We start from the raw sequence: 24,976 nt of genomic DNA, 5'->3' as shown, positions 1-24,976 counted from the left end.
GGGGATCCACGCGTTCCCATCTCGAACACGACCGTTAAGCCCTCCAGCGTCGATGGTACTTGAACCGAAGGGTTCTGGGAGAGTAGAACGTTGCCAAGCACAGCAAATAGCCTTCTTGAGAAAACAATCTTAGGAAGGCTATTTCTTATTGTACGTGGCGTGCCTAGCGCCGCGTTGCAGTTCTTTGAAACCGGCAAAGCAGCCTCTAAACAGGCTGCCTTGTCGGTTTTTTTTGATTTACCGGCGGCTCTAATGACAGGTCTGGCGTACGAGCAGCTCAGGCTCTACCATGACAGCGCTGGACTGAAGCTGGTGATTCATTAAATCAAACAGCATCAGGGCGGCCAGCAAGCCGATTTTTTCTTTGTCCTGCCGCATTGTGGACAGGGGGGGATACATATATTTGCATGCTTCAATATCGTCGCATCCGATAATTGCCACATCGTTCGGGACGGCCATTCCCTTTTCCCTCAAAGCTCGCATAGCGCCGATCGCCAAATGGTCGGAGGCTGCGAATATGGCCCGCGGGAGCTGTCCGCGGCTTAACATTTCTTGCATCGCGAGATAGCCGCTGTTTTCGAAAAAATCAGCCTCGCTTACAAACCAGCTGTCATTCACGGACAGCCCGAAGTTTTGCATAGCCTGCTTGAGATAACCCTCCCGCATTCTGGAAATCGGACTATGGCTCCCGATAAAGCCGATCTCCTTAAACCCCTGCAAGTAGTAATGTTCCACGACTTTATTAGCCATATTGGAGTTGTCTGTCATAATAAATCCGGAATTGCGCCCCGTTAATTCGAGGTCGATGCCAATACAGGGAATATCGCTTTGATCGAGCTCGGAGATGCAAGGCTCCAATTCCTCCCCGGATATCAATATGCAGCCGTCAACCTGAAAATAGTTGCACCTGGCCAGATAATCTTTTTCGGAATCATGGAATTTCTCATTTGAGAAAAAAATTAAATCATAGCCGAGAAGGCCGATGCGCTTTTTAAAAGAGTTAATTACATCGATAAAAAACGGATGATTGAATTCGGCATTGATTTTTCCGGCGTAGATGACTCCGACCAGATTGGATTTTTTGCCGCCTATGGCCGCTTTGCCCGTGGAGGATGATTGATAGCCGGTTTCTTGAATGATTTTAAGAACCTTTTGTTTGGTTTCTTCGCTTACTTCATCGTAATTATTCAAAATTTTGGAAACGGTAGAAACGGATACCCCGGCGAGTTTAGCAATTGTATTAATCGTTATTTTCAATGGGCTCACCTCTTTTTGCCTTCGATGCCAAAGAGCAGATTTTCGTAATTAATCTTAACATATTGAAACTTTTCGTCAATGAGAAATCGGATTTTAACGAAAGTTTTCGCGGTTTTTTAGGGATTCCACGAGAAAATCGTGTCTATTTAGCATTATTTTACGAAAACAAGCAGAAAAACTTCTAAAAAAATCTTTACATTAACGAAAATTTCGTGGATAATGTTTCTTGGAAACGGGATTTTTTCCAAATACTGATATGCTAAGTTCATCATTTCATATTGAATCCAGGGGGAAATCTAATGCTCAAAAAATGGTCTTTAGGACTCGTATCCTTAGTTACGGCTGTATCATTGACGGCATGCGGAAGCGGAAACGATGCAAGCGGGGGCTCCGGCGGAGGATCGTCTGCAGCGTCTTCTGGAAGCGATTCCGCGAAAGGCGGAAGCGACAAAGCGGTTACTTTGAAAATTATTCATTGGAAAAATGAAGCCGCTAACAAATGGTTCGACAAGTTTAACAAGAAGTTTGAGGAAAAGTATCCGAACATCAAAATCGATTATACGACGGTTCCTTCCGACGATACGTTCAAGCAGCTGCAGCAAACCCGTATTCAAGCAAATGATGTGGACATTATTACGAATATGTCCGCGCTTGTCGGCGCTCCGGCCGATTGGTCCAAAGGCGCAGCCGATCCGGCATGGAAGCAATGGATTGACGCGGGCTTGATTACGGATCTTTCCGATCAGCCTTTTGTCAAAAATTACACGCTCGAATCGATTAAGGACGGCGGAACCTACAATGGAAAAGTGTATGGCATTACAACCGGGTCCGTGGCTTTCTCCGGACTGTTTTACAATAAAGAAATGTTCGAGAAGAACGGCTTGAAGGCTCCGGCGACATGGGACGAATTCGTCAAAGTGCTCGATACGTTAAAAGCGGCGGGCGTTTCGCCGATCGGATTTGCCGGCAAAGACATCTGGCCGATTAATCTGGCCGTTCAAGGGCTGCAGGCCAGCGTTCATAAGGATCAGCTTGCTTACATTAAAGGACTATGGAACGGCTCAACCAAGTTCACCGATCCCGAAGCGATCGATATTTTGACAAAAGCGCAAAAAATGATGACCTATGCGGATAAAGGCTTCATGGGCGTCGATTACGCCTCGCTTCCAGGCCTGTTCGCTCAGGGCAAGGTTGCGATGATCGCCGACGGAACGTGGGATGCTCCGACGATTGCCGCGGCAAATCCGAATCTCAAATTCGGCTACTTCCCGATTCCGGGGAGCTCGGACCCGGCGCAAAATAAAGCGCTCGCAGGTAAATACGATCTGACCTTCATGGTCGCGGAAAAATCGAAAAATAAAGATGCCGCAATGAAGTATCTGACTTTTTTCTCCGAGCCGGCGAACTATGCGGAATATGTGAACGATGTAGGCTTCCTGCCCGTTCAGAAGAATGTGGATCTGAAGAGCGCGTTCATTAAAGAGCTTGAACCGAACATCCAAGGCTTTAAGCTCGCTTGGGATCAATTGTTCATCAACCGCAACAATGCAGGGGAGCACGTAGCGGGGTCCAGCGTTCACGCGGAGTTCCTGACGCCTGCCGGGCCGATCAAAACGCCTCAAGAGCTGGCGAATTTAAGTCAAAAAGAGTGGGATGCCGCGAAATAGCATTACGTGAAATGAGGTGTGAACGTGTACCCGTTCGCTAAAGGTTTCCGCAAACATGTGCCTCTTATGCTTTTGTCGATTCCGTTGATGCTTTATCTTGTGTTCGGATTTTTGCCTTCTCTCGGCACGGTATTGTTTTCGTTTACGAACATGACGGGGCTCCCGGGACAAAAATGGCAGTTTGTAGGATGGCATAATTTCCAGCGTTTCTTTTTCTCTTCCGATCAGCAGGAACGGATTTTGGGCATTGAAAGGACGCTTTACTTTTCGCTTGCCGTGACGATTTTCCAGAACGGAATTGCTTTGTTCGCAGCCGTTCTTCTCAATCAGCGCCTGAAGGGCGACGGCTTTTTCCGGGCGGTATTTTTTCTTCCGGTTGTGCTTGGAGTCACGGTGTCGGGGCTTGTGTGGAAAATGATGTTCAACCCCCTGGAAGGGCCTGTGCAGAAAATATTGGGCTGGTTCGGAGGCCATTCCAATTTCCTGGGCAGCTATGACGCGGCTTTTCCGCTCGTTATTTTCGTTCAGATCTGGATGTACATGGGGTATTCCATGGTCATTTTCCTTGCGGGCTTGCAGACGATTCCGAAGGATTTGTACGAAGCCGGATATATCGACGGCACTTCGCCGTGGCAGTCTTTTCGCAACATTACGTTCCCGCTCATTGCCCCGTCGTTTACGGTAAACATTCTTTTGTCGCTGATTGGCGCTTTGCAAACGTTCGATACGATTTTTGTGCTGACGGGCGGGAAGTTTCACACGAATACATTGGCGGTGGACGTGTTTAACGCAGCATTTACAAGTACGCAGGATTTGGGGTATGCTTCCGCGGTGGCGATGATCCAATTTGTATTCGTTTTTATCGTTGTTGCGATTTCACAGTATTACTTGCGTAGAAGAGAGGTACAGATGTAATGAGACGAAGCGCGGTATTAAATCTGTCCTCTTATCTGATTATTCTCATCCTGGCGGGCCTCTATGTAATACCTTTGTTTCTGGTGCTGAACACTTCGGTAAAGACGGTCGAAGAATTCAATTTAAATCCTAACGCCCTGGCTTCGTCGATACATTTGGATAACTTTGTCCGGGCTTGGAAGCAGGGGAATTTTGAGGATTATTTTTTGAACAGTCTGGTGTACACGTCCACCTCCACTGTGCTGACCTTGATGCTCTCGCTGTTTGCGGCCTTTCCGCTGGCCAGAGGTTACGTAAAATGGAGTTCGGCCATCTATTTTTTCTTCCTGCTGTCGATTTTCCTGCCTAACCCGCTGGTGCCGCAGTTTAAACTGATTCAATGGCTCCATCTGTACAACAATCCGGTAGGCTATGTGATTTTGAAAACTACAGGAACAGGCATCGTCTTCATGATGTTCGTAGGGTACATCAAATCGATCTCCAGGGAGCTTGATGAAGCTGCAGGTATGGATGGGTGCGGATATCTTCGTTATTTGTTCCACATTATTTTCCCTTTGATGAAGCCGGTGGTGGCGACGGGGGTGACATTGACGGCTATACAAACCTGGAACGATATTATCGGCCCGATCATTTATTTGTCCAGCTCGAAGTATGCGCCTGTTACAAAAGGCTTGTTCAGTTTCTATGGGCAGTACACGAACCAATGGCCGCTCTTGGCTTGCGGGATCATGATTATTGTTTTTCCGCTGCTGGTGCTGTATTTGTTCGTACAGCGTTATTTGGTAGACGGGGCGCTGGCAGGCGCGGTGAAGTCTTGAATAAAGTTGTCTCTAAGGCGGTTCTATACGTCTTAAGGGGCAACTTTTTTTTGCGGCCATGTAATTTTTACAAAAATAAACCGGCTTGTTATGTATGGTTACAAACTTGTGTTATACAAATTGACCGTCTCCGTGTACGGATTTACAATAAAACAAATTATTGAGTTGATATGCAAAAAAAGTATCGGATTTAGAGGTGATGGCGAGTGATTCTGACATTGGAAAAGGTTAATGGGCTGGATCGGGAAGGTTTTATACTCGCTTTCGGCGCACTTTTTGAGCATTCGCCATGGATTGCGGAGCAGGCGTGGCATGCCGCGCCGTTTGCTTCCCGGCAGGATTTGATTTCGGCGCTGGAGCAGGCGGTTTGGAAAGCGGGCGAGGAAGCGCAGTTGGCGCTTTTGCGGGCTCATCCCGATCTGGGCACGCGGGTGGCAATGACGGACCATTCCGTGCTGGAGCAGGCGGGGGCCGGTTTGGACCGTTTAACCCCGCAGGAGTACGAACAGTTTTTGGAGCTGAACGATCAATATACGAAAAAGTTCGCTTTTCCATTCATTATGGCGGTCAAAGGGCAGACCAAAGACTCCATTCGCGAAGCGATTCAAATGCGTATCCACGGCACGGCGGAGGAAGAAAGGGCGAAAGCGCTGCGGGAAGTTTGTAAAATTGCGCGTTTTCGGCTGGCACAAATTTTGAAAATGGAAACGGAGGAATCCATCATGCATACAGAAGCGCGGCAAGAAAGAATGATGTATTACGGAAAAGGCGACGTGTGGGTATACCGTTCCTATGCAAAACCATTGACGAATGTGAAGCTGATTCCGGAATCCGGTTTTACGGGGCGGGATAACATTCTTTTCGGTATGAACATTAAAGTTGCGGTCAGCGGGGAGCGGTTTTTCACATCTTTTTCGGAGGGAGATAATTCCCAGGTTGTAGCTACGGATTCGATGAAAAATTTCATTCTGCGGCAGGCGGGAGAGTATGAAGGCGCTACGGCGGAAGGATTCCTTGAATTCGTCGGGCGCAAATTTCTTGAAACATATCCGCAAATGACGGGCGTCCGGCTAACGGCGGATCAGGTGCCTTTTGACGAGCTTCCGGTTTCCGGCAAAGACGGCTTCGCGGCCAGCGAGCTTGTATTCCGGTATTCGCATAACGAACATCCCACCGCTCTGATCGAGGTTGCGCGGACCGGGGAGGGAATCGTGATTGCGGAGCATTCGAGCGGGCTTGGGGACATTAAGCTGATCAAGGTAAAGGGCAGTTCGTTCGCCGGTTTTGTCAGAGACGAGTATACGACGCTGCCGGAATCGTTTGATCGGCCTTTGTTCATATTTTTGGACATCGCCTGGCGGTATGCGAACGTGGAGGATGCACTCGATTCGGATCGCGGCGGCTATGTGGCTTCCGAGCAAATCCGCGATATCGCGCACACGATATTCCACGAAGAGAATTCTCCGTCGATTCAAAATCTGATTTATAAAATCGGGCTGCGCGCCCTGAGCCGTTTTCCGCAGCTTGCGGAGATTCGCTTCGAGTCCAATAACCGGACTTGGGAAACGGTGCTGGAATCGGCGAAAAACAGCGAGGGCAAAGTGTTCACGGAGCCGCGGCCGCCGTACGGTTTTCAAGGGTTCTCCATGACGCAAAGCGATGTGGCGGAAAGCGGCGGAACCGGGCGATGAGCGGTGCGCTGACTACGCATGTGCTGGATATCAGCGGCGGCTGCCCTGCGCAAGGAGTCAGGATTGAGCTGTTTCGCCTGCAGGGCCGGGGGCTGGAGCCGCTTCGCACAGTTGTCACCAATGAAGACGGGCGGATCGGCAGCGCGGTTTTATCGGCTGAGGAGCTCGTTCCGGGGGTTTATGAGCTGGTCTTTCATGTGGGCGATTACTTTCGGGGCAAGGGCACCCTTTTGCCGGAGCCGGCTTTTTTGGATCAAGTGCCGATTCGGTTCGGCGTAGCGGATTCGGAATCTCATTATCATGTGCCGCTGCTGATTGCTCCCTGGGGCTACAACACGTACAGAGGCAGTTGACGAAGGGAGCGGCGGGAGGAGGAGAAGCTCTTGGAACATTTTGACCTGATTATCAGAGGCGGAAGCGTTGTGTTCAAAGATAAAGTTTACCAAACGGATATCGGCATACGCGGCGGAAAAATCGCCGCTCTGGCCGGGCATCTTGGCGAAACGGCGAGTGCTGCAAGCACTTATGATGCCGCAGGACTGCATGTCCTGGCAGGAATGGTCGACGCGCATGTGCATTTGAACGAGCCCGGGCTGGGCCACTGGGAAGGCTTCGCCTCCGGTTCGGCCGCGCTTGCTGCGGGGGGCTGCACGTCCTACGTAGATATGCCGTTGAACGGCGTTCCTCCGACGGTGCGCATTGAAGCGCTTCAACAGAAGCTGGATGCGGCGGGCGAGGAATCCTGCGTGGATTTTGCGCTATGGGGCGGATTGGTGCCCGGCAACGTCGGCGAGCTGCAGGCGCTGGCGGATGCCGGCGTCGCCGGATTTAAAGCGTTCATGTCCTGTCCCGGCGGAGAAGGGGAAGATATTTTTGCGGAAGTCGACGACTGGACGCTGTTCGAAGGGATGAAAGAGATAGCCAGCCTTGGGAAGGTGCTGGCTTTGCATGCCGAAAGCGAGCCGATCGTAGGCAGGCTCGCCCGTGAGTTTCAAGCGGCCGGCAAGCGCGGCGCGGCGGACTACGTCAATTCCCGACCGGTGCTGGCCGAGCTTGAGGCGGTGAACCGGGCGTTGTTTTTCGCGGAGCAGACGGGGTGTGCGCTGCATTTTGTGCACATCAGCAGCAGCGAAGCGGTGGAGGCGATCGATCGGGCGAAAGCGAGAGGCATGAATGTGACGGTGGAAACGTGCCCGCACTATCTCGCGCTCAGCTCCGCCGATCTGGAGAAGCTCGGTCCTGTCGCCAAATGCGCGCCGCCGCTGCGCAGCCTGGAAGAACAGGAGCACCTGTGGTCGGCGGTGTCGGAGGGACGGATCGACATCATCGCTTCCGATCACTCGCCGTGTCCGACGGACATGAAACAAGGCGATATGTTCGAAGCGTGGGGCGGCATAGCCGGCGCGCAGAGTTCCATGGAGCTAATGCTGGACGAAGGGCATCTGCGCAGAGGGGTGCCGCTGCCGGAGCTGTCGCGAATGCTCTCGCTGCATCCGGCGCAGCGCTTCGGCCTGCATCCGCGCAAAGGTGAAATCGCTATCGGTGCGGACGCGGATTTGGCCGTTGTCGATCTGCGGCACGGCTATACGCTCCGGCAGGACGATTTGCTGCAGCGGCACAAGCACAGCCCGTATGTCGGCCGGACTTTCGGCTGCCGGGTGCAAGCAACGCTGTCCCGCGGGCGGTTCGTATACGAGCTGGGGCAAGGGATTGCGGCCAAGGGCAAGGACAAGGACGAGGACGAGGACAAAGCCAAGGACAAGGACAAGGACGGGGACAAGGGCAAGGACGAGAACAAAGCCAAGGACAAGGACAAGGACAAGGACAAGGACAAGGGAGCCGGGACGTGGCTTCGCCACAAGGATGCGGAGGGAGGTGGCGGCAATGGCTAAAATGGCGCCCGATTCGTTTCATCTTTTATCCCTTTATTCCGAGCGGCTGACTTCGGTATTGGAGTGGCTCGCCGGTTACGGCGCCGACCCGGAAGGAGGCGTTACCCGGCTGCTGTACACCAGGCCATGGCTGCAGGCGCAGCAAGCTTTGGCCGCGAAAATGCAGCATTTCGGCCTGGAGGCGCAGTTCGACCCCGTCGGCAACCTTTACGGCAAGCTGCAGGGCACGAACGGCAAATTGAAGCCGGTTTTGACGGGCTCGCATATCGATACGGTCAAAAACGCCGGAAAATATGACGGCGCCTACGGCGTAGCTGCCGGGCTGCTGGCGCTGGCCTTTTTGAAAGCGGCGTACGGCATGCCGAAAAGGACGCTGGAGGTCGTATCGCTCAGCGAGGAGGAAGGCAGCAGATTTCCGCTGGCCTACTGGGGCTCCGGCAATGTGACGGGAGTGATGTCCCTCGCCGACGCCGAAGGCAAAACGGACGTTGACGGCGTCACGTTGAAAGAAGCGATGGAAGCTGTCGGGTTCGGCGCGGCTTCGTTGGCCGACTGCCGGCGGGACGACCTCGAAGCTTATATCGAGCTTCATATCGAGCAGGGCGCCGTCCTTGAGCGGCTGGATAAGCAGATCGGCGTCGTCACGGCGATCGTCGGCCAGAAGCGTTTTACGGTCCGGCTGGAAGGCACGGCCAATCATGCGGGGACGACGCCGATGAAATGGCGGTACGATGCGCTGGCCGGCGCCGCGGAAATGGCCGTGCTGGTCGAAAGCATGGCGCTGCAGGAAGGGGAGCCGCTCGTGGCGACCGTGGGGCGATTCGAGGTGAAGCCGGGAACTCCCAACGTAGTGCCGGGGGAAGTGGATATGACGCTCGACATCCGGCATACGGACGAAGCGAAAATGAACGCTTTTACCGCGGAACTTCTTGGCAAAATGAAGCAAATTGCGGCAAGCCGAGGGCTCCGCCTCGCCGTTCAGGAGCGGCTTCATGTCCCGCCGGTAGGCATGGACGAAGGGATTATGCGCGATATCGAGCGCATATGCGAGTCCTACGAGCTGGCCCATATGCGGATCGCGAGCGGCGCGGGCCACGATGCGCAGCTGTTCGCGGAATGCTGCAAGGCGGCGATGATTTTTGTGCCCAGCCGTTCGGGAATCAGCCACAATCCGCAGGAGTACACAGCTCCTGAAGATCTGGAAGCGGGATTCCAGACGCTGGTCCATTTACTATATGAATACGGCTATGGAGGAAAAGCGGATGAAAGCATATAAAGATTTGGCGCCTTCTTTGCGAACGATCATGACGCCGGGCCCTGTTGAGGTCGATCCGCGTGTGCTGCGTGCCATGTCTTTTCCGATATTGGGGCAGTTCGATCCGGAATTTACGGAATTAATGAATGAGACGATGGAGATGCTGCGGGAGCTGTTTCAAACCGAAAACCGCTGGTGTTACCCGGTGGACGGCACTTCCCGGTCGGGCATAGAGGCCGTTCTCGTGAGTATCATCGAGCCGGGGGACAAAGTGCTCGTGCCGATATACGGGCGCTTCGGCAATCTGCTCGTCGAAATCGCCGAGCGGTGCGGCGCTGAAGTCGTCATCATCGAACGCGAATGGGGCGGCGTCTTCGAGCCGGAGGAAATCGCCGCGGCAATTCGCCGGGAGCGGCCGCAGATCGTCGCCATCGTTCACGGCGAGACGTCGACGGGCTGCATCCAGCCCCTGGAGGGCATCGGAGCGGTATGCCGCGAAACCGGCGCGCTGCTCGTCGTCGACGCAGTCGCCACGATCGGCGGCGTGCTGGTCGAGACCGATGCGTGGCAGCTTGATGCGGTGATCGGCGGCACGCAAAAATGTTTGTCCGTGCCGGCGGGAATGGCGCCGATTACGTACAACGAGCGTGTGGAAGCGAAGGTGCTTCGCCGCAAGTCGATCGAAAGAGGGCTGCGCGACAAAGCCGCGGCTCCGCGCGAGGGGCGGACGGTCCCAAGCAACTATTTTGACCTGGGGATGCTGCAGGATTATTGGAGCCCGGCGCGGCTCAATCACCATACGGAAGCGACGTCCATGCTGTACGCGCTGCGCGAGGGGCTGCGGCTCGTGCTGCAGGAAGGCTTGCAGCGGCGCTTCGCCAGGCACAAGCGGCATGAAGCGGCGCTCGTCGCGGGATTGCGTGCGATGGGGCTGACGCTGTACGGCGATCCGGCCTGCAAGCTCCCGGTCGTCACCTGTATCCGCATTCCCGCGAATGTGATGGGGGAATCGGTGCGGTCCATGCTTTTGGGCAGCTTCGGCATCGAGATTGCCAGTTCATTCGGCCCTTTGAAAGGGCAAATATGGCGGATCGGCACGATGGGTTTCAGCTGCAATCAAAAAAATGTGCTGCACGTTCTAGGCGCGCTCGAAGCCGTGCTGCTCTGGCACGGAGCGGATGTTCCGGCAGGCAAAGCCGTTCAGGCTGCGTTAGCCTTTTATGCCCGGGAGGAGGAAGCCCATTGCTGAACATTATGCCTCGTTCCGAACATGCGATGATTGCGACGCCGCATTATTTGGCGAGCAGCGTCGGCAGCATGGTCTTGCAGCAAGGCGGCAACGCTTTTGATGCTGCGGTGGCGGTCAGCGCCGCGCTTGCCGTCGTGTATCCCCATATGACCGGGCTTGGCGGGGATGCTTTTTTTCTCATCTACCATCCGGCTTCGCGGAAGTATGTAGCTTTTAACGGCAGCGGCCGGTCGGCGGCGCTCGCGACGCCTGATTTTTATAAGGCGAAAGGGCTGGACACGATTCCGCAAAGAGGGATTTTGAGCGCCATTACAGTGCCCGGGATGGTCGATACCTGGTGGCAGGTGTGGAAAAGCTACGGCAGGCTGGCGTGGGAGCAGCTTTTGGAGCCGGCGGTTCGCTATGCGGAGCAAGGTTTTCCGATTTCCAGAAACCTGGCGTATTGGATGCGGAAAAATGAACCGCTTATTCGCGCCTCCGAGGCTTTGAGCGCTGTGTATATGTCTGGTGGCAAGCTGCTGCAGGAAGGAGACCGGCTCTTGCAAAAGCAGCTCGCAAATACGCTGCGGACAGTGCAGCGGGAGGGCAGGGACGCTTTTTATAAAGGGTCTGTGATGCGGGCTTTGACGGCGGCTGTCGAGCGGGACGGGGGCTTGCTTCGCGGGGAGGATTTCGAGCGTCATTCCGGGGCCTGGGTCGAACCGATTTCGGCTTCCTACCGCGGGTATGACATTTATCAGATGCCGCCCAACTCGCAGGGCTTTACCGCTTTGATGATGATGAATATGCTGGAGCATGTGGAGGTTGGCCAAATTCCGCGGTCTTCGGCGCAGTTTTATCATTTGATGACCGAGGTGATCAAAAAGGCGTTCCGCGACCGGGACCGCTTTTTGACGGACCCCGATTTTCGGGACATTCCTCTGGACCGGCTGATTTCCAAAGAATACGCCAAGCAACTGTGGAGCGAAATCGAGTCCGCCCCGGTGTACGCGCAGCCTTATTTGTCACCGGCGATCGGGCAGGATACGGCTTATGCGGCCGTCGTCGACGAAGAAGGCAATGCGGTATCGTTTATCCAAAGCTTGTATTTTGATTTCGGCTCCGCGTATGCGGCGGGGGATACCGGAGTGATTTTGCAAAATCGCGGTTCGTTCTTCTCGCTGGATACGGCCTGCGCGAATGTGCTGGAGCCGGGAAAGCGCTCGTTCCATACGCTCATGCCGGGGATGGTGGCGCGCGGCGGGAAGCCCTGCATGCTGCTTGGCACACAAGGCGGGGAAGGGCAGCCGCAAACGCAGCTGTCGATCCTGACAGGGGTGCTCGACTACGGGCTGACGATTCAGGAGGCGATCTCGCTGCCGCGCTGGGTGTACGGGCGCACGTGGGGCGATGACGGAGACGCGCTGAAGCTGGAGCATCGTCTGGATGCGGATGAATACGCCAAGCTGAGAGAATGGGGCCACAGCGTAGAGACAGTGGGCGAGTGGGACGGCATTATGGGCCAGTCGCAGGGCATCGTCATCGATCCCGATGGGATGATGAGCGGCGCAGCCGATCCGCGCGGAGACGGCACAGCCATCGGATGGTAATCCGGGCGTCCGGGCGTTATAGGGATGGGAAAACTGACATATTGGAACAGTGCATTGGTTGCGACGGTGCACTGTTTTTTATTGTCTGGCTAGGACATTGTGAGTTTCGGTTTCTGTGGATAAGTTGGTAATGTTGGGGATAAATGTATTTTTTGTGCTTCAAGAGGAGTTTTTTTGACTGGAGTATGAGGGCGCATTACAGCGCTAAAGTGGCAGGGCGGTTCGGCGGACCCGCTAGGCGGCGATAACCGCCGGCAAGCGGCCCAACAGCGTGTCAACCTTGCAAATGTGTAAAAGTGCCAAAGTGCCAAAGTGCCAAAGTGCCAAAGTGCCAAAAGCGCCAAAAGCGCCAAAGTGCCAAAATCGTCCAAATCGCCCAAAATGCAGGGTTTTTCGACGGAACCGGCCCGTTTGGTGAAAAGCCTGCGATCGTGCAGGAATTCCCTGCCGAAGATCGGCTAGAGGTACAATTTGGCCAAGAAGCCTGACATTTGCAGGAGTGCTTCAAAAACAAGCGCATCAAAGGGGGGAAGGTGTACATTTCAGGCTTGAGAGAAACCCATACGCTGGAGCCGGCCGCACAATCTGCCTGTTTGAGCGAAGAAAACCTGCAAAAGTGCAGTTTTTGCTCGGGCGCTACGCTGGCCCAGGACATATTCCTGCAATTGTGCAGGCTTTTCGCCTCGAACATGGGCTTAGATTCACTTTCAGCGAAAATTCCTGCACAATTGCAGGCTTCTCTCCAAAACGAACCATTTTTACGGAAAAAGCCTGTACTTTTGCAGGTTTTTTCCCTACTAAGCCGCCTTGTCCCCCCACTTCAGCAACTCAACCTGTATGGGAGAGAAGAACGGCTTTCAGCACCGCAACCTATGCGGGAGAGAAGAACGGCTATCCCTCCCTACTTCAGCAAAGTGCAGACTTTCTTATAACTTGCTATTTTATATGTCAGATAATCGACCATCTTATGTTTATTTTATAAAAAACAGTCGTTCCCTTGTGTTTTTCACCAAAATAATGTCATGTTAATTGACGCGCAATTCGCATTTCTTTATAGTGAATCTTAATTATTTCACTGATCGCTGGGCAGCTGGGGGGATGGGGATGGAAGTCGCCTATACGGTGGAGATGAAGCAGATCGTCAAACGGTTCGGTACCGTGCTGGCCAACGATCATGTCGATTTTGCCGCAAAAAGCGGGGAAATCCACGCGCTGTTGGGCGAGAACGGGGCCGGAAAAAGCACGGTCATGAGCATTCTTTCCGGGTTGTATAAAGCCGACGCCGGGGAGATCCGGCTGAACGGAACGCCGGCGAGGCTCGGATCGCCGAAAATGTCTATGGCGCACGGGATCGCCATCGTGTACCAGCAGTTTCGCCTTGTGCAGACGATGACGGCGCTGGAAAATGTAGCGCTCGCGGAAAAAGGCGCTTTCTGGCACGGGAAAGCATGGCTGCGGCAAAAGCGGGAGGATATCCGACGGACGGCGGAGCAGTACGGTCTGGAGGTGATTTTGGACCGGCCTGTCTGGCAAATGTCCGTCGGCGAACAGCAGCGGGTGGAAATTCTCAAGACGCTGTATCGCGGAGCCCGGATTATTTTGCTCGATGAGCCGACGGCGGTATTGACGCCTGCGGAAGCCGAGGCGCTGTACGCAACGCTCGAAGAGATGAAGCGGCAGGGGAAGACGGTCGTCGTTTCCACACATAAATTGAAAGAAGTTATGGCCTCCGCCGACCGTATTTCGGTGATGCGCAAAGGAAGGATGATCCGGACGATGCTGAAAAGCGAGACCGGCGCCGCCGAGCTTGCGGGGCTTATGGTCGATAAGGGGACGCTTATTCAGTCCCCGTCTCAATCCCCGGCAGAGCGCGCAGTTCCGGGCGAAACGCTGCTGACGGTGCGCGGTTTGACCGCCAAAGGCGATCATGGGCACGCTGCGCTTAAGTCGGTCGACCTCGAAGTCCGTCAAGGGGAAATCGTCGGAATCGCCGGCGTCGCGGGCAACGGGCAAAAGGAATTGGCCGAAGTGCTGACAGGTCTGAGACCGCAGGTCAGCGGAACGATTGTTCTGCGCGGGGAGCAGGTACAGCATAAATCGGTGCGGCAGCGGATCGACATGGGCGTCGCGCATGTGCCGGAGAACCGCATGAAGACGGGGCTGGCGGGAAGCTTGGGAAGCATGGACAATCTGCTGTTCAAATCGTACCGCTCCTCGGGGCGCAGCCGTCTGGGCATGATGCTCGCGCTAAGCAATCAGGCGTGGGCGTCGCAGCTGATCGGACAGTTCGATGTGAAAACGCCCGGCGTGCATGCGCCCGTGCAGCAGCTGTCGGGAGGCAACCAGCAAAAGCTTGTTTTTGCCAGGGAGATTTCGCAAAATCCCGCGCTTCTTGTAGCGATGCACCCGACGCAGGGGCTGGACATCGGCGCTGCCGGGGCGGTGCACCGGATGCTGCTGGATTTGCGCAGCCGGGGGAGCGGCGTGCTGCTCATCTCGGAGGATTTGGACGAATTGCTGCAAATTGCCGACCGCATTCTGGTCATTTACAGCGGCGAATTGATCGGCGGCTTCCGGGCGGAAGAGGCGGACCGGGAGCGCATCGGTTTGTTGATGGCCGGGATCAAGCCTGCAGAGGAGGAGGAGGAGGAAGCGGTATGAAGGAAAAGCTGCTGACCGCGCTGCCGGCGGTTGCCGGCGGCGAACCGCGTTCGTGGAAGGGACGGCTGCCGTACCGCCTGGTGCGGCATTCCTCCGGGCGCAGCCCCTGGTGGGTCCCGCTCGCATCGGTTATTTTGGCGCTGCTGTTCTGCGCCTTGTTCATCGCTTTGAATGGCATCAACCCGCTGCTCGTCTACGGCAAAATGCTGCAGGGCGCCTTCGGCTCCCGCTACGGCTGGAGCGAAACGCTGGTCAAAGCGATCCCGCTGCTGCTCTGCGGCATCGGCGTCGCGGTCGCCTACCGCATCAACGTGTGGAACATCGGCGCCGAAGGGCAGTTCATCGTTGGCGCTGTTGCGGCAACGGCGGTCACGGTCTACGTGCCCGGTTTGCCGGGTGCCGTGGCGATTCCGGTTATGCTCATAGCGGGCACGGCTGCCGGCGCTTTGTGGGGACTGCTTACGGCGATCCCGAAAGTGTACTTTCAAGTCAACGAGCTGATTTCGTCGCTCATGCTGAATTATATTGCGCTTGCGCTGCTCGATTATTTTGTGTTTGGCCCGTGGAAAGATCCGAAGGGCTTCAATTTCCCGGGGACGCCGATGTTTACGCCGGGCGAACAGCTGCTTACTTTTGCCGGCACGAGGGTTCATCTGGGTTTGATTTACGGTTTGCTTGCGGTGCTGCTGCTGGCTTTCATCGTTTACCGCACCCGCTGGGGGTATGAGTGGAAGCTGCTTGGAGCCAATCCCGACGCGGCTAAGTATGCGGGCATAGGGATCAAGAAGCACATTTTGCTGGTGATGCTGATCAGCGGCGGGGTAGCGGGGCTAGCGGGCATGTGCGAAGTGTCGGGCGTCGCGCATCGGTTGATGTACGGAATTTCTCCCGGTTACGGATACACCGCCATCATCGTCGCCTGTCTGGCCAAACTGAACCCGTTCGGGATCGTGTTGTCTTCCGTTCTGTTCGGGGGGCTGATCGTCGGCGGCTACAGCGTTCAATCGATCGGACTGCCGCCTTCGATGTCGCTGATGCTGCAGGGAGCTATCTTGTTTTTCGTCATTGGCGGGGAGCAGCTTAGCAGATATCAACTGGTCAGGGTCGGACGAAACGCGGAAAGCTAGCGGGCAGGAGGCGAGTGGCATGGATTTTTACACAAGTTTGTTGATTGCCGCCATCACGGCCGGTACGCCGATATTGTTTGCTGTGCTGGGCGGGATTTTGTCCGAGAAATCCGGCGTCATCCATTTGGGCGTGGAAGGGTTGATGCTTGTAGGCGCGGTTACCGCGTGTTCGATTTATTTGAAAACGGGGAGCCTGCCGCTTGCGGTGCTTGGCGCTCTTGCCGTAACCGGCGCGCTGGGTGCGGTTCATGCTTTTTTGACGGTGACGCTGGGGGTGAATCAGGTCATCAGCGGTTTGGCGATGACGCTTTTCGGAACGGGGCTCAGCGCTTATGTCGGCAAGCCGATTGCCGCCCATCCGATTGCGGGAGCCGTGCCCAAAGTGAATGTGCCGTGGCTTGACGGGATTCCGCTCATAGGTCCGGTGTTCGCGCATCTCGATTTGCTCGTCTGGTGCAGCTTTGCGCTCACCGCTCTGCTGTATGTTTGTATGTACAAAACTTCGTGGGGCCTGAAGCTCAGCGCGATCGGCGAAAGCCCGGGAACCGCGGATGCGATGGGTATATCCGTCCTGGGCGGGCGGTATGCCGGCGTGATCGCCGGCTCGGTGCTGATGGGCATGGGCGGCGCGTACTTCATTCTCGCGTATACGCCGAGCTGGATCGAAGGCATGACGGCGGGGCGGGGCTGGATCGCGGTGGCGCTTATCATTTTTGCCAGGTGGAATCCGCTCCGTGCATTGTTTTGCGCTTATTTTTTCGGCGGGCTGGATGCGCTGGGCTTTCGGGTCCAACTGCTGGAGCATGCGATTTCGCCTCATTTTCTGAAAATGCTGCCTTATATGATCACGATTGCCGTGCTTATGTTCGAGGGCTGGCGAAATCGCGGCAAGCCGCCGGCCGGTCCGGCGTCATTAGGCATCCCGTACGAGCGGGAGAAGCGGATTTGAGCACAATGTGCATTGCCGATGAACGGGGAGGAGAGAAAATAATATGAAAAAAATGATGTTATCGTTAACCGCACTCATGCTTATGATCGTGACGGCTTGTTCGCAAGAATCGGCGAAACCCGCCGGTACGGCGGAGCCTTCGGCAGCGCCGTCCGCCTCGGCGGCAGCAGTAACGCCTGCGGCGGAGAAAAAGCTTCCGCGGGTCGCATTCGTTTACATCGGCGTTCCGGGCGACGGCGGCTGGACGTATGAGCACGACCAGGGCAGGCTCATGATGGAGAAGGAGCTGGGCATCAAGTCGACGACGGTTGAAAACGTGCCGGAAGGCGCCGACGCCGAACGGGTGTTCGAGGAGCTGGCGCAAAAAAACGACGTTATTTTCGGAACCAGCTTCGGCTATATGGACCCGATGTACAACGTGGCGAAAAAGTACCCGAATGTGAAGTTCCTGCACGCAACAGGCTATAAAACATTGCCGAACATGGGAACTTACATGGGCCGCGAGTATCAAAGCGCCTACCTGGTCGGCATGGCGGCGGGAAAACTGACGAAGAACAAGCACCTCGGCTACGTGGGCGCTTATCCGATCCCGGAAGTCATTTACACGATCAATGCATTTACGCTCGGCGCGCAAAGCACGAATCCGGACATTGACGTCTCCGTCGTTTGGAGCAACACCTGGTTCGATCCGGCTACCGAGAAGCAGGCGGCGATCAGCTTGCTGGATAAAGGCGTCGATGTGCTGGCGGCTTACCAGGATTCACCGGCCAGCATCCAGGCCGCTGCGGAACGCGGAGTATGGGGCATCGGCAACGACTCCGACATGGGCAAATACGCGCCTGAAACTTACATTTCCAATCCCAAATGGAACTGGGGACCGTACTATACGCAAACCGTGAAATCGGTGATCGACGGCACCTGGAAATCGGAGGCATATTTGGGCAGCATGAAAGACGGCATCACGACGACGGCACCTTTCGGCAAAAACGTGCCGCAGGACGTCAAAGATCTTGTCGAGAAGAAAAGACAAGAAATTTTGAACGGCACTTTTGAAGTATTCCAGGGGCCGATTACCGACCAAGACGGCAAAGTGCGCTTTGAGCAAGGGAAGAAAATGACGGATGAAGAGATTTTGAGTACGAACTGGTTCGTGAAGGGAATTAAAGGAACCATTCCGAAATAAGAGCGAAGGAGAGTGCGGCGATGACGATCCAAGATTCGGTTTTGCTTGCGGAGTGGCATCCGGTGCTGTTGTCGTCGGCCTTGACGGAGCGTCCGGTTGCCGTGCAGGTGCTGGGCGAGCAAGTCGTTGTGTTCCGCACGCCGCAAGGGGTGCATGCGTTCAAAGACTTGTGCATCCACCGCGGCGTGCCGCTGTCGCTCGGCAAAGTCGCCGGCGATGAGCTGGTATGCGCTTATCACGGCTGGTCCTACGACGGCTGCGGCGCCTGCACGCGGATTCCGGCGCTGGCTGCGGGTCAATCGATTCCGTCGAAAGCAAGAGCGGTAACTTACGCGTGCATCGAAGCGCACGGCCTCATCTGGACGTGTCTCGGCACCCCGGCCCTGCCCGAACCGGTAATCGGCAAGCACAAGGAAGCGGGCTTCAAGGAAGTGTTCATGGGCCCGTACGCTTTGCAGGCCGCAGGTCCGCGGCTTGTTGAAAATTTTCTCGATGTGTCCCATCTCATGTTCGTGCATGAGGGGCTGCTCGGCGACAGCCAGTTCGCGGAAATTGCGGACTATCGGGTGTATGAGGAGGACGGCGTGCTTCGCTCCGATGAAATCGTCGTGTATCAGCCGGATCCCGACGGCACGGGACGTGGGGTGCACAGCCGCTACGTGTACGAGGTGTTCTCGCCGCTGTGCGTCGCTTTCACGAAGCGGAGCGACGATACCGACCACATTTTCCGGCTGTTCCTGATGGTGCTTCCGGAAACCGCGCAGCGGAGCAAAGCTTTTATGATCAAGCAGCGCAATTACGCCCTGGAGGAGCCGGACGAAGTGTTCATCCGCTTTCAGGACGTTCTTATCGAGCAGGACCGGGAAATGGTGGAAAACCAGAAGCCCGAGCTGCTGCCCCTTGATCTGCAGGCGGAGCTGCATTTGAAGTCAGACCGGATGAGCATCGCTTACCGGCGGATGTTGAAGGAACTGGGCGTAACGTTCGGCATAGCGTAAAGCTGTCGTTGAACGTGCCGTGCCGCAGAACGTATAGAAAAAGCCGATTTCCCGCTGAGCGCGGGGGAGTCGGCTTTTATTGTTCATGCCCGCCGGAATAGCGGCGCCGAAGCTCGTACACGGCACCCATCAGCTCTTTGCTGACGTAGCTTTCCGTCTCTCGATAGACCGGTTCGAGCGTCTGCATCCATTCATTTCTTTCCGCTTCCGTCAGAACGTGGATGTTCAATTGATCGACCTTTTTCAGTTCCTCCAGTTGGAGGCTGTTGAGGGAAACCGCATTGGCATTCGCCCAGGCCGTCGTTTCCTGCATCGCCGCGGCAATCACCGCTCTTTGATCGGCGGGCAGCTTTTCCCAGAACGATTTGTTCACCAGCACCCCGTAGCCCAAGTAGGCGTGATTGCTCAGGGTCATATATTTTTGCACCTGGTAGAGCTTTTTCGAATAGATGTTGGAAATAGTGTTCTCGCCGGCGTCCACCTCGCCCGATTCCATGCTGCGGTACGATTGGTTGAACGGGATCGGGAGGGTTTTGGCTTTCAGCAGACGGAACTGGGCTTCAATAACTTTGCTCGGCAGTATGCGAAACTTCAAATCGCGAAAATCTTCCGGGTGGACGAGCATGCCGCGGTTCGAGGTCATTTGCTGAAACCCGTTCGCCCAAAAGCCCAGGCCGACCATGCCCTTCGGCTCCAGCTCGCGCAGCAGGATGTTCCCGATTTTGCCGCGAAACGCCTCTTCGACAGCCGCATCGTTTTGAAAAACGAACGGAAGGTCCATGATCATCCATTCGGGCACGACCTGGGAAATGTTAGAGAAGCTGGGGGCGATCATCTGTATGCTGCCGCGCTGCAGCGCCTCGACTTCGTCCGGTTCATTATAAAGCTGCCCGTTCGGAAACAGCTCGACCTTGATGTTGTCGTTCGTTTTGTCCTTGACCAGTTGGGCGAACTTTTGCGCAGCCAAGCCTTTGGGCGTATTTTCCGCGACGACAAAGCTGAATTTGATCGTAGTCTGCTGCCGGAGGCCGATCTGCTCATCGTCATAGACCCGGGGGCCGCTGTTAAACTGCGAGGAAAATCCGATGCCGACCGCCGTCAGGAGGCCGATCAAAACGAACAAAGCGATTCCCGCAAACGCTCTCATGCTTACCTCCCCAACCTCCTCCATAGTATAAAAACAGTGTATCATATTGTATGATAATGTAAGAAATATGAAAATTGCGCGAGACCAGCCAGTCGGAGTCAGCACCGGAGTTGGCGCTGCAGCAGGCGTTAGGGCATAGGAAAGACTCCCGGGGCCGGATCTGGAGCCGGCGCACCTCTGGCATCGAGTGGAAAGCCTTCAAAAACACCATGACGTCGTGGGCGGTCATCCTACAGAATGAAAATAGTCAGGTTTACTGACTGGGTTCTATTTTCGTATATTGTGCAGCTTTTTGCTCTGTGATCCGTGTACAATTAAACGTTCGGCTGCCCGAAAACCCACACGCTAGAGCTTTCTCGCCTGGTTGCGCGAAGAAAACCTGCAAAAGTACAGCTATTTTCTCGCTGATGTGCTGGCAGCGAAAAATTCCTGCAAATGTGCAGGCTTTTCGCCGCGAACAGGGGCTCAGATTCATTTCGAACGAAAATTCCTGTACTATTGCAGGCTTTTCGCTAAAATGAACCATTTTTAGGGAAAAAACCTGCACTTTCGCAGGTTTTCTCCGGCAAGCCGCCTCGGGTCCTCACTTCAGCGCCACAACAGGTGGCAGGAAAGGAGTCCCCCGCTTTAGCGCCGCAATCCGTACCGCCACTCCGGTCCAGAACGATCTGAAAGAGCTTTACAATCTGATTACCCTGGAGAGGCATGGATTGGGGAAGAGCGGCTGCGCCCGTCCGGTTTCCATCCTTAAAACCTGCACTATCGCAGGTTTTAAGGATAGCCCTAAGCGGTGAGCAGCGTGCGGCGCTGTGATTGACAGTATAGCCGGTGACCAACGTGCGGCGCCTGACATCGACCGACCGCCGCCATGCAGCGCAACTCCGCGTGCTGGGAACTGCGCGCGGTTTTTTCACAGAAATATAGGGGGTGCGGCGTTGAAGATCAAGGGGCTTCGCATGAATTGGAAAATAGCCATTTTGTCCTGCGGCATCGTGCTGTTTGCGATCTGCATCGGCGGCATCATATTGATCGGCCGGGTTGTGCATGTGCAGGAGCAGGAGCTCGGACAGCGGCTGCTCGTCACTGCGCGGACGGTAGCGCAGCTGCCCTCAATTATCGGCGGGCTGTCGCCGCAGGGCAGCCGGCAGGACATCAATCCGATCGCCGAGCGCATTCGGATCATTAACGACGTTGATTATATCGTCGTCATGGACATGGACGGCATTCGCTGGTCGCACCCGTCGGCGTTGCGGATCGGGCAGCGGTCGGAAGGGGCGGACGAGCATTCGGCTTTTGCCGAGCATACGTATTTGTCCAAGGCGACCGGCGAGCAGGGGACGGCGCTCAGAGCGTTCGTGCCGGTCATGAACGAGCAGCATGAACAAGTTGGCGTCGTGCTCGCCGGGCAGCTGGTGCCCGGTTTGGCCGGAATCATTTCCGACATGCGGGGGCAAATCTATGTGACGGTCATGCTGTCCATGCTGTTCGGCGTGTGGGGCTCGTGGATGCTGTCGAGGCATATCAAGGAGCAGATGTTTCGGCTCGAACCCGAGGAAATCGCCCAACTGCTCGTAGAACGAACGGCCACCTTCAACGCCATGCATGAAGGCGTAATTGCCATCGACAGCCGCGAACACGTAACGGTGTTTAACGACAAAGCCAAGCGCATGCTGCACATCGAAGGGGACGTGCTCGGCCGCCCCATCCGCGAGGTGCTGCCCGATACGCGGCTGCCGGAAATTTTGCAGCTGAATCATGCTGTTTATAATCAGGAGCTGCATATAGGACCTGCTATCATTTTGAGCAATCGCGTCCCGATCAAAGTCGGCGGGCAGACGGTCGGCGCCGTGGCGATTTTTCAGGACCGCACGGAAGTGACGAAGATCGCCGAGGAACTGACCGGCGTCAAAGCGTTTGTCGATGCGCTGCGCGTGCAAAATCACGAATATATGAACAAGCTCCATACGATCGGTGGGCTGATTCAGCTCGACAACAAGCAAAAGGCGCTTGATTATTTGTTTCAGACGATGGAGGAGCAGTCCGAACTGAGCAGCTTTGTGTCCAGCAAAATCGCGAGCGAGCATGTGGCCGGGCTGCTGATCGGCAAGATCAGCCGCGGCAAGGAGCTGGGCATCGAGGTTCGTCTGGACCGGGAAAGCAGACTGCAGCGATTCCCGGAATATTTGGACCAGCACGATGTGGTCGTCGTTCTGGGTAATTTGATCGAGAACGCCTTCGATGCGCTGAAGCATAAAGAGGGCGGCAAGGAGATTTTTATCAGCATCGAGCAGGATGACGAGCTGCTGTCTATTTTGGTCGAGGACAACGGGAGCGGGATGAGCGAAGAGACGAAGCGGCGTATATTCGAACGGGGGTTCTCGACCAAAGCCGCGGAGGGCCGGGGCATCGGTCTGCATTTGATCCGAAATATCGCTAACAAAAGCGGTGCACACATGGAAGTAGAGTCGGCGGTCGGGCAAGGAACGAGCTTTATATTGACATTTCCGATGATGGACAGGAGGAAGGGGGACGAGACGGATGTTCAGAGTCGTACTGATTGAAGACGATCCGATGGTGCTGGAGGTGAACAAGCAGTTCGTCGAGCGGGTTGCCGGATTCGAGATCGCGGGAACGGCGTCAGGAGGCCGGGAGGGGATGGACAAAGTCCGCGCGCTGCAGCCGGATCTCGTCATTTTGGATATATACATGCCCGATCAGAACGGGATCGAAACGCTGCAGCAAATCCGCCATGAACAGCTCGGCGTGGATGTCATCGTCATTACCGCGGCCAACGATATTCCGACGATTCAGCGGATGCTCCGTCAAGGGGCGATCGATTATATTATGAAGCCTTTCAAGTTCGAACGGGTTCGGGAAGCTTTGGAAAATTACCGCATGATGAAAAGCGGGCTGAACAAGGAGACGACTTTGTCGCAGGCCGATCTGGATCAATTGCTCCGCGGCAAACAGGCCCGGCTTGAGACCGCCGGACCTTTGCCTGAAGCGAGTTTGGACCTGCCCAAAGGGTTGCAGGAGCTGACGATGAAGCAGGTGATGATGTTTCTCATGCAGCAGCAAAAGCCGCTGTCCGCCGAGGAAGTCGCCGAAGGCATAGGTTTGGCAAGGGTAACGGCGCGCAGGTATTTGGAATATTTGGAGAAAAACAAGCAGGTCAAGCTGGACCTGGAATACGGCGGCATCGGGCGTCCGGTTAACCGGTACGTATGGGTCGGCTGACCCCCATGCTTGCAGCAGCTTATTTGCTTTTGAAACGGGATACCGGAATCTGGAATTCAGGCATGCCCAGCACATATGGCGTATATTCATACAAGGAAAAATAGACGACGATCGAATCGTCCTGCAAATAGAAGCCTTGGTTGTCGCGGATCGTCTCGAACGGCTCCAGAAGCTCGTACCCCCGCTCTTTGATTTGCTTCTTGATTTCGTCATTGATGATTTGTTTGTAGTTGGCGTCGTTTTGGGCCGCTTGCTTGAGCGTAATTTCATCCCCGGTCGCCAAATCGAACGTATGCGCGTTCCAATCGGTCATGCCGTGGGCGCCGCCCGTGTATTGATACACTTCAAAATACATGCTCAGTTGATTTTGCTGATTGTATGTCACCCGATAATTAACGTCAAAAACGAAATGCATATCGGGATCGTCTTTGCCCAGATCCGCTTTCATCTGCTTCAGCAGTTCCTGTGCGGACGCTTCGTATTTCGCCGCTTCCGACTTCATGAAGGCGTTGATTTTTGCGCTGACTGCGCTATTCGCCAAACCTTCGATCTGCGGGTATTGAATCGTAACGGTTTGTCCGCTTTGCGTGTGATCGGCCGACAGGTTGGTCAGCTTGAGCGAATTTTCCTTGATCGGCTGAATCGAAATCAGGCGGTTCGCGCTATCGTATCCGATTTTGTAGCCCATCTGTTCAAGCAAAAACCGCAAGGGCACATAAGTAGTCCCCTGCACAATAACAGGCGGCAGCGTGTCGTAAAAGCGATGCCCGTTCATTTCGTACTCCGTGTTTTGATTGCTCAGTTTCATGGTCTTGTTCGTGCCTGTAACCGTAACCTTTTTCGTTGCGTCATCCCAGGTGGCGGCAAGACCGAGCTGTTTGCCCAAAAAAGCAAGGGCGACATAAGTGTCTCCCTCCTCATTGACCGCTCCCGGAACGACTATTTTTTGATCCCCGATTTGAATATTCAGCGTGGCAGATTTGAGCTCTACGTCCGAAGAATAGTCTGCGGCCAGTGCGGTACCGTTGAAATAGGGCAGACCGGCTCCGGCGGCCCCTATGATAAAGGCGGCTGCCAAAGGGAGTTTCATCCATGCCGGGCTCTTTTTGCGAGTATGCGGTTGCTGTTTCAACATATTTAATGTTTTCAAGTTATGCAGCTCCTTTCGCTATGTATCTTTAATTATAATAGAAAGGACGGGCGGAAGGGTTCAAAAGTTTAAAAAAACAGTGACCAAAAAGACCATAAATACCAATATGGTCAAATTCTTCACGCCTTGATTTGAAAGCGATATCATGAAAACTGTAACTTATTTCGAGTTGTTCAAATATCGCTTTGAGG

General features: G+C 54.9%; 20 protein-coding genes and 1 rRNA gene. 18 read left to right on the top strand and 3 right to left on the bottom strand.

All coding sequences use genetic code 11. The features are described 5' to 3' along the window. Window positions 1-99 (top strand): 5S ribosomal RNA (rrf, locus tag AC6RNO_RS34090); the annotation flags it as partial. Between the two features lie 150 nt (window positions 100-249). On the opposite strand, the gene AC6RNO_RS34085 is transcribed toward rrf, so the two are convergent. Then, a complete protein-coding gene (locus AC6RNO_RS34085; protein WP_497108163.1) occupies window positions 250-1,251 on the bottom strand; it encodes a substrate-binding domain-containing protein in 1,002 nt (333 codons plus the stop codon). A gap of 305 nt (window positions 1,252-1,556) precedes the next feature. Between AC6RNO_RS34085 and AC6RNO_RS34080 the strand changes: the two genes are divergently transcribed. From AC6RNO_RS34080 to AC6RNO_RS34010, 15 genes are all read left to right on the top strand, one after another. Beyond that, window positions 1,557-2,924: an extracellular solute-binding protein gene (locus AC6RNO_RS34080; RefSeq protein WP_497108160.1), complete on the top strand. Its 1,368-nt coding sequence runs from the start codon at window positions 1,557-1,559 to the stop codon at window positions 2,922-2,924. A gap of 24 nt (window positions 2,925-2,948) precedes the next feature. Next, window positions 2,949-3,839 carry a carbohydrate ABC transporter permease gene (locus AC6RNO_RS34075; protein WP_474684635.1) on the top strand — a complete coding sequence of 297 codons (891 nt, stop codon included), beginning with the start codon at window positions 2,949-2,951 and terminating at the stop codon, window positions 3,837-3,839. Further along, window positions 3,839-4,657 carry an ABC transporter permease subunit gene (locus AC6RNO_RS34070; protein WP_497108159.1) on the top strand — a complete coding sequence of 273 codons (819 nt, stop codon included), beginning with the start codon at window positions 3,839-3,841 and terminating at the stop codon, window positions 4,655-4,657. Before AC6RNO_RS34075 ends, AC6RNO_RS34070 begins: the two co-directional genes overlap by 1 nt. A 206-nt stretch (window positions 4,658-4,863) precedes the next feature. Further along, the gene (pucL, locus tag AC6RNO_RS34065) at window positions 4,864-6,348 is read left to right on the top strand and encodes a factor-independent urate hydroxylase (RefSeq protein ID WP_497108158.1); all 1,485 of its coding nucleotides are present in this window, start codon (window positions 4,864-4,866) and stop codon (window positions 6,346-6,348) included. Then, window positions 6,345-6,701 carry a hydroxyisourate hydrolase gene (gene uraH / locus AC6RNO_RS34060; protein ID WP_474684632.1) on the top strand — a complete coding sequence of 119 codons (357 nt, stop codon included), beginning with the start codon at window positions 6,345-6,347 and terminating at the stop codon, window positions 6,699-6,701. The genes pucL and uraH overlap by 4 nt, the downstream gene beginning before the upstream one ends. Before the next feature lie 30 nt (window positions 6,702-6,731). After that, a complete protein-coding gene (locus AC6RNO_RS34055) occupies window positions 6,732-8,240 on the top strand; it encodes an allantoinase (RefSeq protein ID WP_497108157.1) in 1,509 nt (502 codons plus the stop codon). Next, window positions 8,233-9,516, top strand: coding sequence for a Zn-dependent hydrolase (locus AC6RNO_RS34050; protein ID WP_488438643.1), 1,284 nt, complete (start codon window positions 8,233-8,235; stop codon window positions 9,514-9,516). Before AC6RNO_RS34055 ends, AC6RNO_RS34050 begins: the two co-directional genes overlap by 8 nt. Continuing rightward, window positions 9,503-10,744: an aminotransferase class V-fold PLP-dependent enzyme gene (locus AC6RNO_RS34045; RefSeq protein WP_497108156.1), complete on the top strand. Its 1,242-nt coding sequence runs from the start codon at window positions 9,503-9,505 to the stop codon at window positions 10,742-10,744. Before AC6RNO_RS34050 ends, AC6RNO_RS34045 begins: the two co-directional genes overlap by 14 nt. A gap of 5 nt (window positions 10,745-10,749) precedes the next feature. Next, a complete protein-coding gene (gene ggt, locus AC6RNO_RS34040) occupies window positions 10,750-12,333 on the top strand; it encodes a gamma-glutamyltransferase (RefSeq protein WP_497108162.1) in 1,584 nt (527 codons plus the stop codon). Window positions 12,334-12,824: 491 nt separating this feature from the next. Then, entirely contained in the window at window positions 12,825-13,265 is a 441-nt protein-coding gene (locus AC6RNO_RS34035; protein ID WP_497108155.1) for a hypothetical protein, read from the top strand. A gap of 172 nt (window positions 13,266-13,437) precedes the next feature. Further along, window positions 13,438-14,994, top strand: a complete 1,557-nt coding sequence (locus AC6RNO_RS34030) for an ATP-binding cassette domain-containing protein (protein WP_497108154.1) — start codon at window positions 13,438-13,440, stop codon at window positions 14,992-14,994. Further along, on the top strand, window positions 14,991-16,121 hold the full coding sequence (locus tag AC6RNO_RS34025) for an ABC transporter permease subunit (protein ID WP_497108153.1): 1,131 nt from the start codon (window positions 14,991-14,993) through the stop codon (window positions 16,119-16,121). Before AC6RNO_RS34030 ends, AC6RNO_RS34025 begins: the two co-directional genes overlap by 4 nt. 19 nt (window positions 16,122-16,140) lie before the next feature. Beyond that, window positions 16,141-17,070, top strand: coding sequence for an ABC transporter permease subunit (locus AC6RNO_RS34020; protein WP_497108152.1), 930 nt, complete (start codon window positions 16,141-16,143; stop codon window positions 17,068-17,070). 43 nt (window positions 17,071-17,113) lie between these two features. After that, window positions 17,114-18,253 carry a BMP family ABC transporter substrate-binding protein gene (locus AC6RNO_RS34015; protein WP_474684623.1) on the top strand — a complete coding sequence of 380 codons (1,140 nt, stop codon included), beginning with the start codon at window positions 17,114-17,116 and terminating at the stop codon, window positions 18,251-18,253. A gap of 20 nt (window positions 18,254-18,273) precedes the next feature. Next, the gene (locus AC6RNO_RS34010) at window positions 18,274-19,251 is read left to right on the top strand and encodes a Rieske 2Fe-2S domain-containing protein (protein ID WP_497108151.1); all 978 of its coding nucleotides are present in this window, start codon (window positions 18,274-18,276) and stop codon (window positions 19,249-19,251) included. A 76-nt stretch (window positions 19,252-19,327) separates the two neighbouring features. Here AC6RNO_RS34010 and AC6RNO_RS34005 read toward each other — a convergent pair whose 3' ends face one another. Beyond that, window positions 19,328-20,398, bottom strand: a complete 1,071-nt coding sequence (locus AC6RNO_RS34005; RefSeq protein WP_488438636.1) for a DctP family TRAP transporter solute-binding subunit — start codon at window positions 20,396-20,398, stop codon at window positions 19,328-19,330. 941 nt (window positions 20,399-21,339) lie between these two features. On the opposite strand from AC6RNO_RS34005, the gene AC6RNO_RS34000 reads away from it, so the two are divergent. Both AC6RNO_RS34000 and AC6RNO_RS33995 read left to right on the top strand, forming a co-directional pair. After that, window positions 21,340-22,959 carry an ATP-binding protein gene (locus AC6RNO_RS34000; RefSeq protein ID WP_497108161.1) on the top strand — a complete coding sequence of 540 codons (1,620 nt, stop codon included), beginning with the start codon at window positions 21,340-21,342 and terminating at the stop codon, window positions 22,957-22,959. Next, the gene (locus AC6RNO_RS33995; protein ID WP_474684620.1) at window positions 22,937-23,635 is read left to right on the top strand and encodes a response regulator; all 699 of its coding nucleotides are present in this window, start codon (window positions 22,937-22,939) and stop codon (window positions 23,633-23,635) included. The genes AC6RNO_RS34000 and AC6RNO_RS33995 overlap by 23 nt, the downstream gene beginning before the upstream one ends. A 19-nt stretch (window positions 23,636-23,654) precedes the next feature. Here AC6RNO_RS33995 and AC6RNO_RS33990 read toward each other — a convergent pair whose 3' ends face one another. Then, window positions 23,655-24,785: a stalk domain-containing protein gene (locus AC6RNO_RS33990; RefSeq protein ID WP_474684619.1), complete on the bottom strand. Its 1,131-nt coding sequence runs from the start codon at window positions 24,783-24,785 to the stop codon at window positions 23,655-23,657. Between the last annotated feature and the right edge of the window lie 191 nt (window positions 24,786-24,976).

This window comes from Paenibacillus sp. sgz302190 (assembly GCF_059820445.1).
Note: the sequence above shows the minus strand (reverse complement) of the source record. Positions and strands in the feature narration are given on the sequence as shown.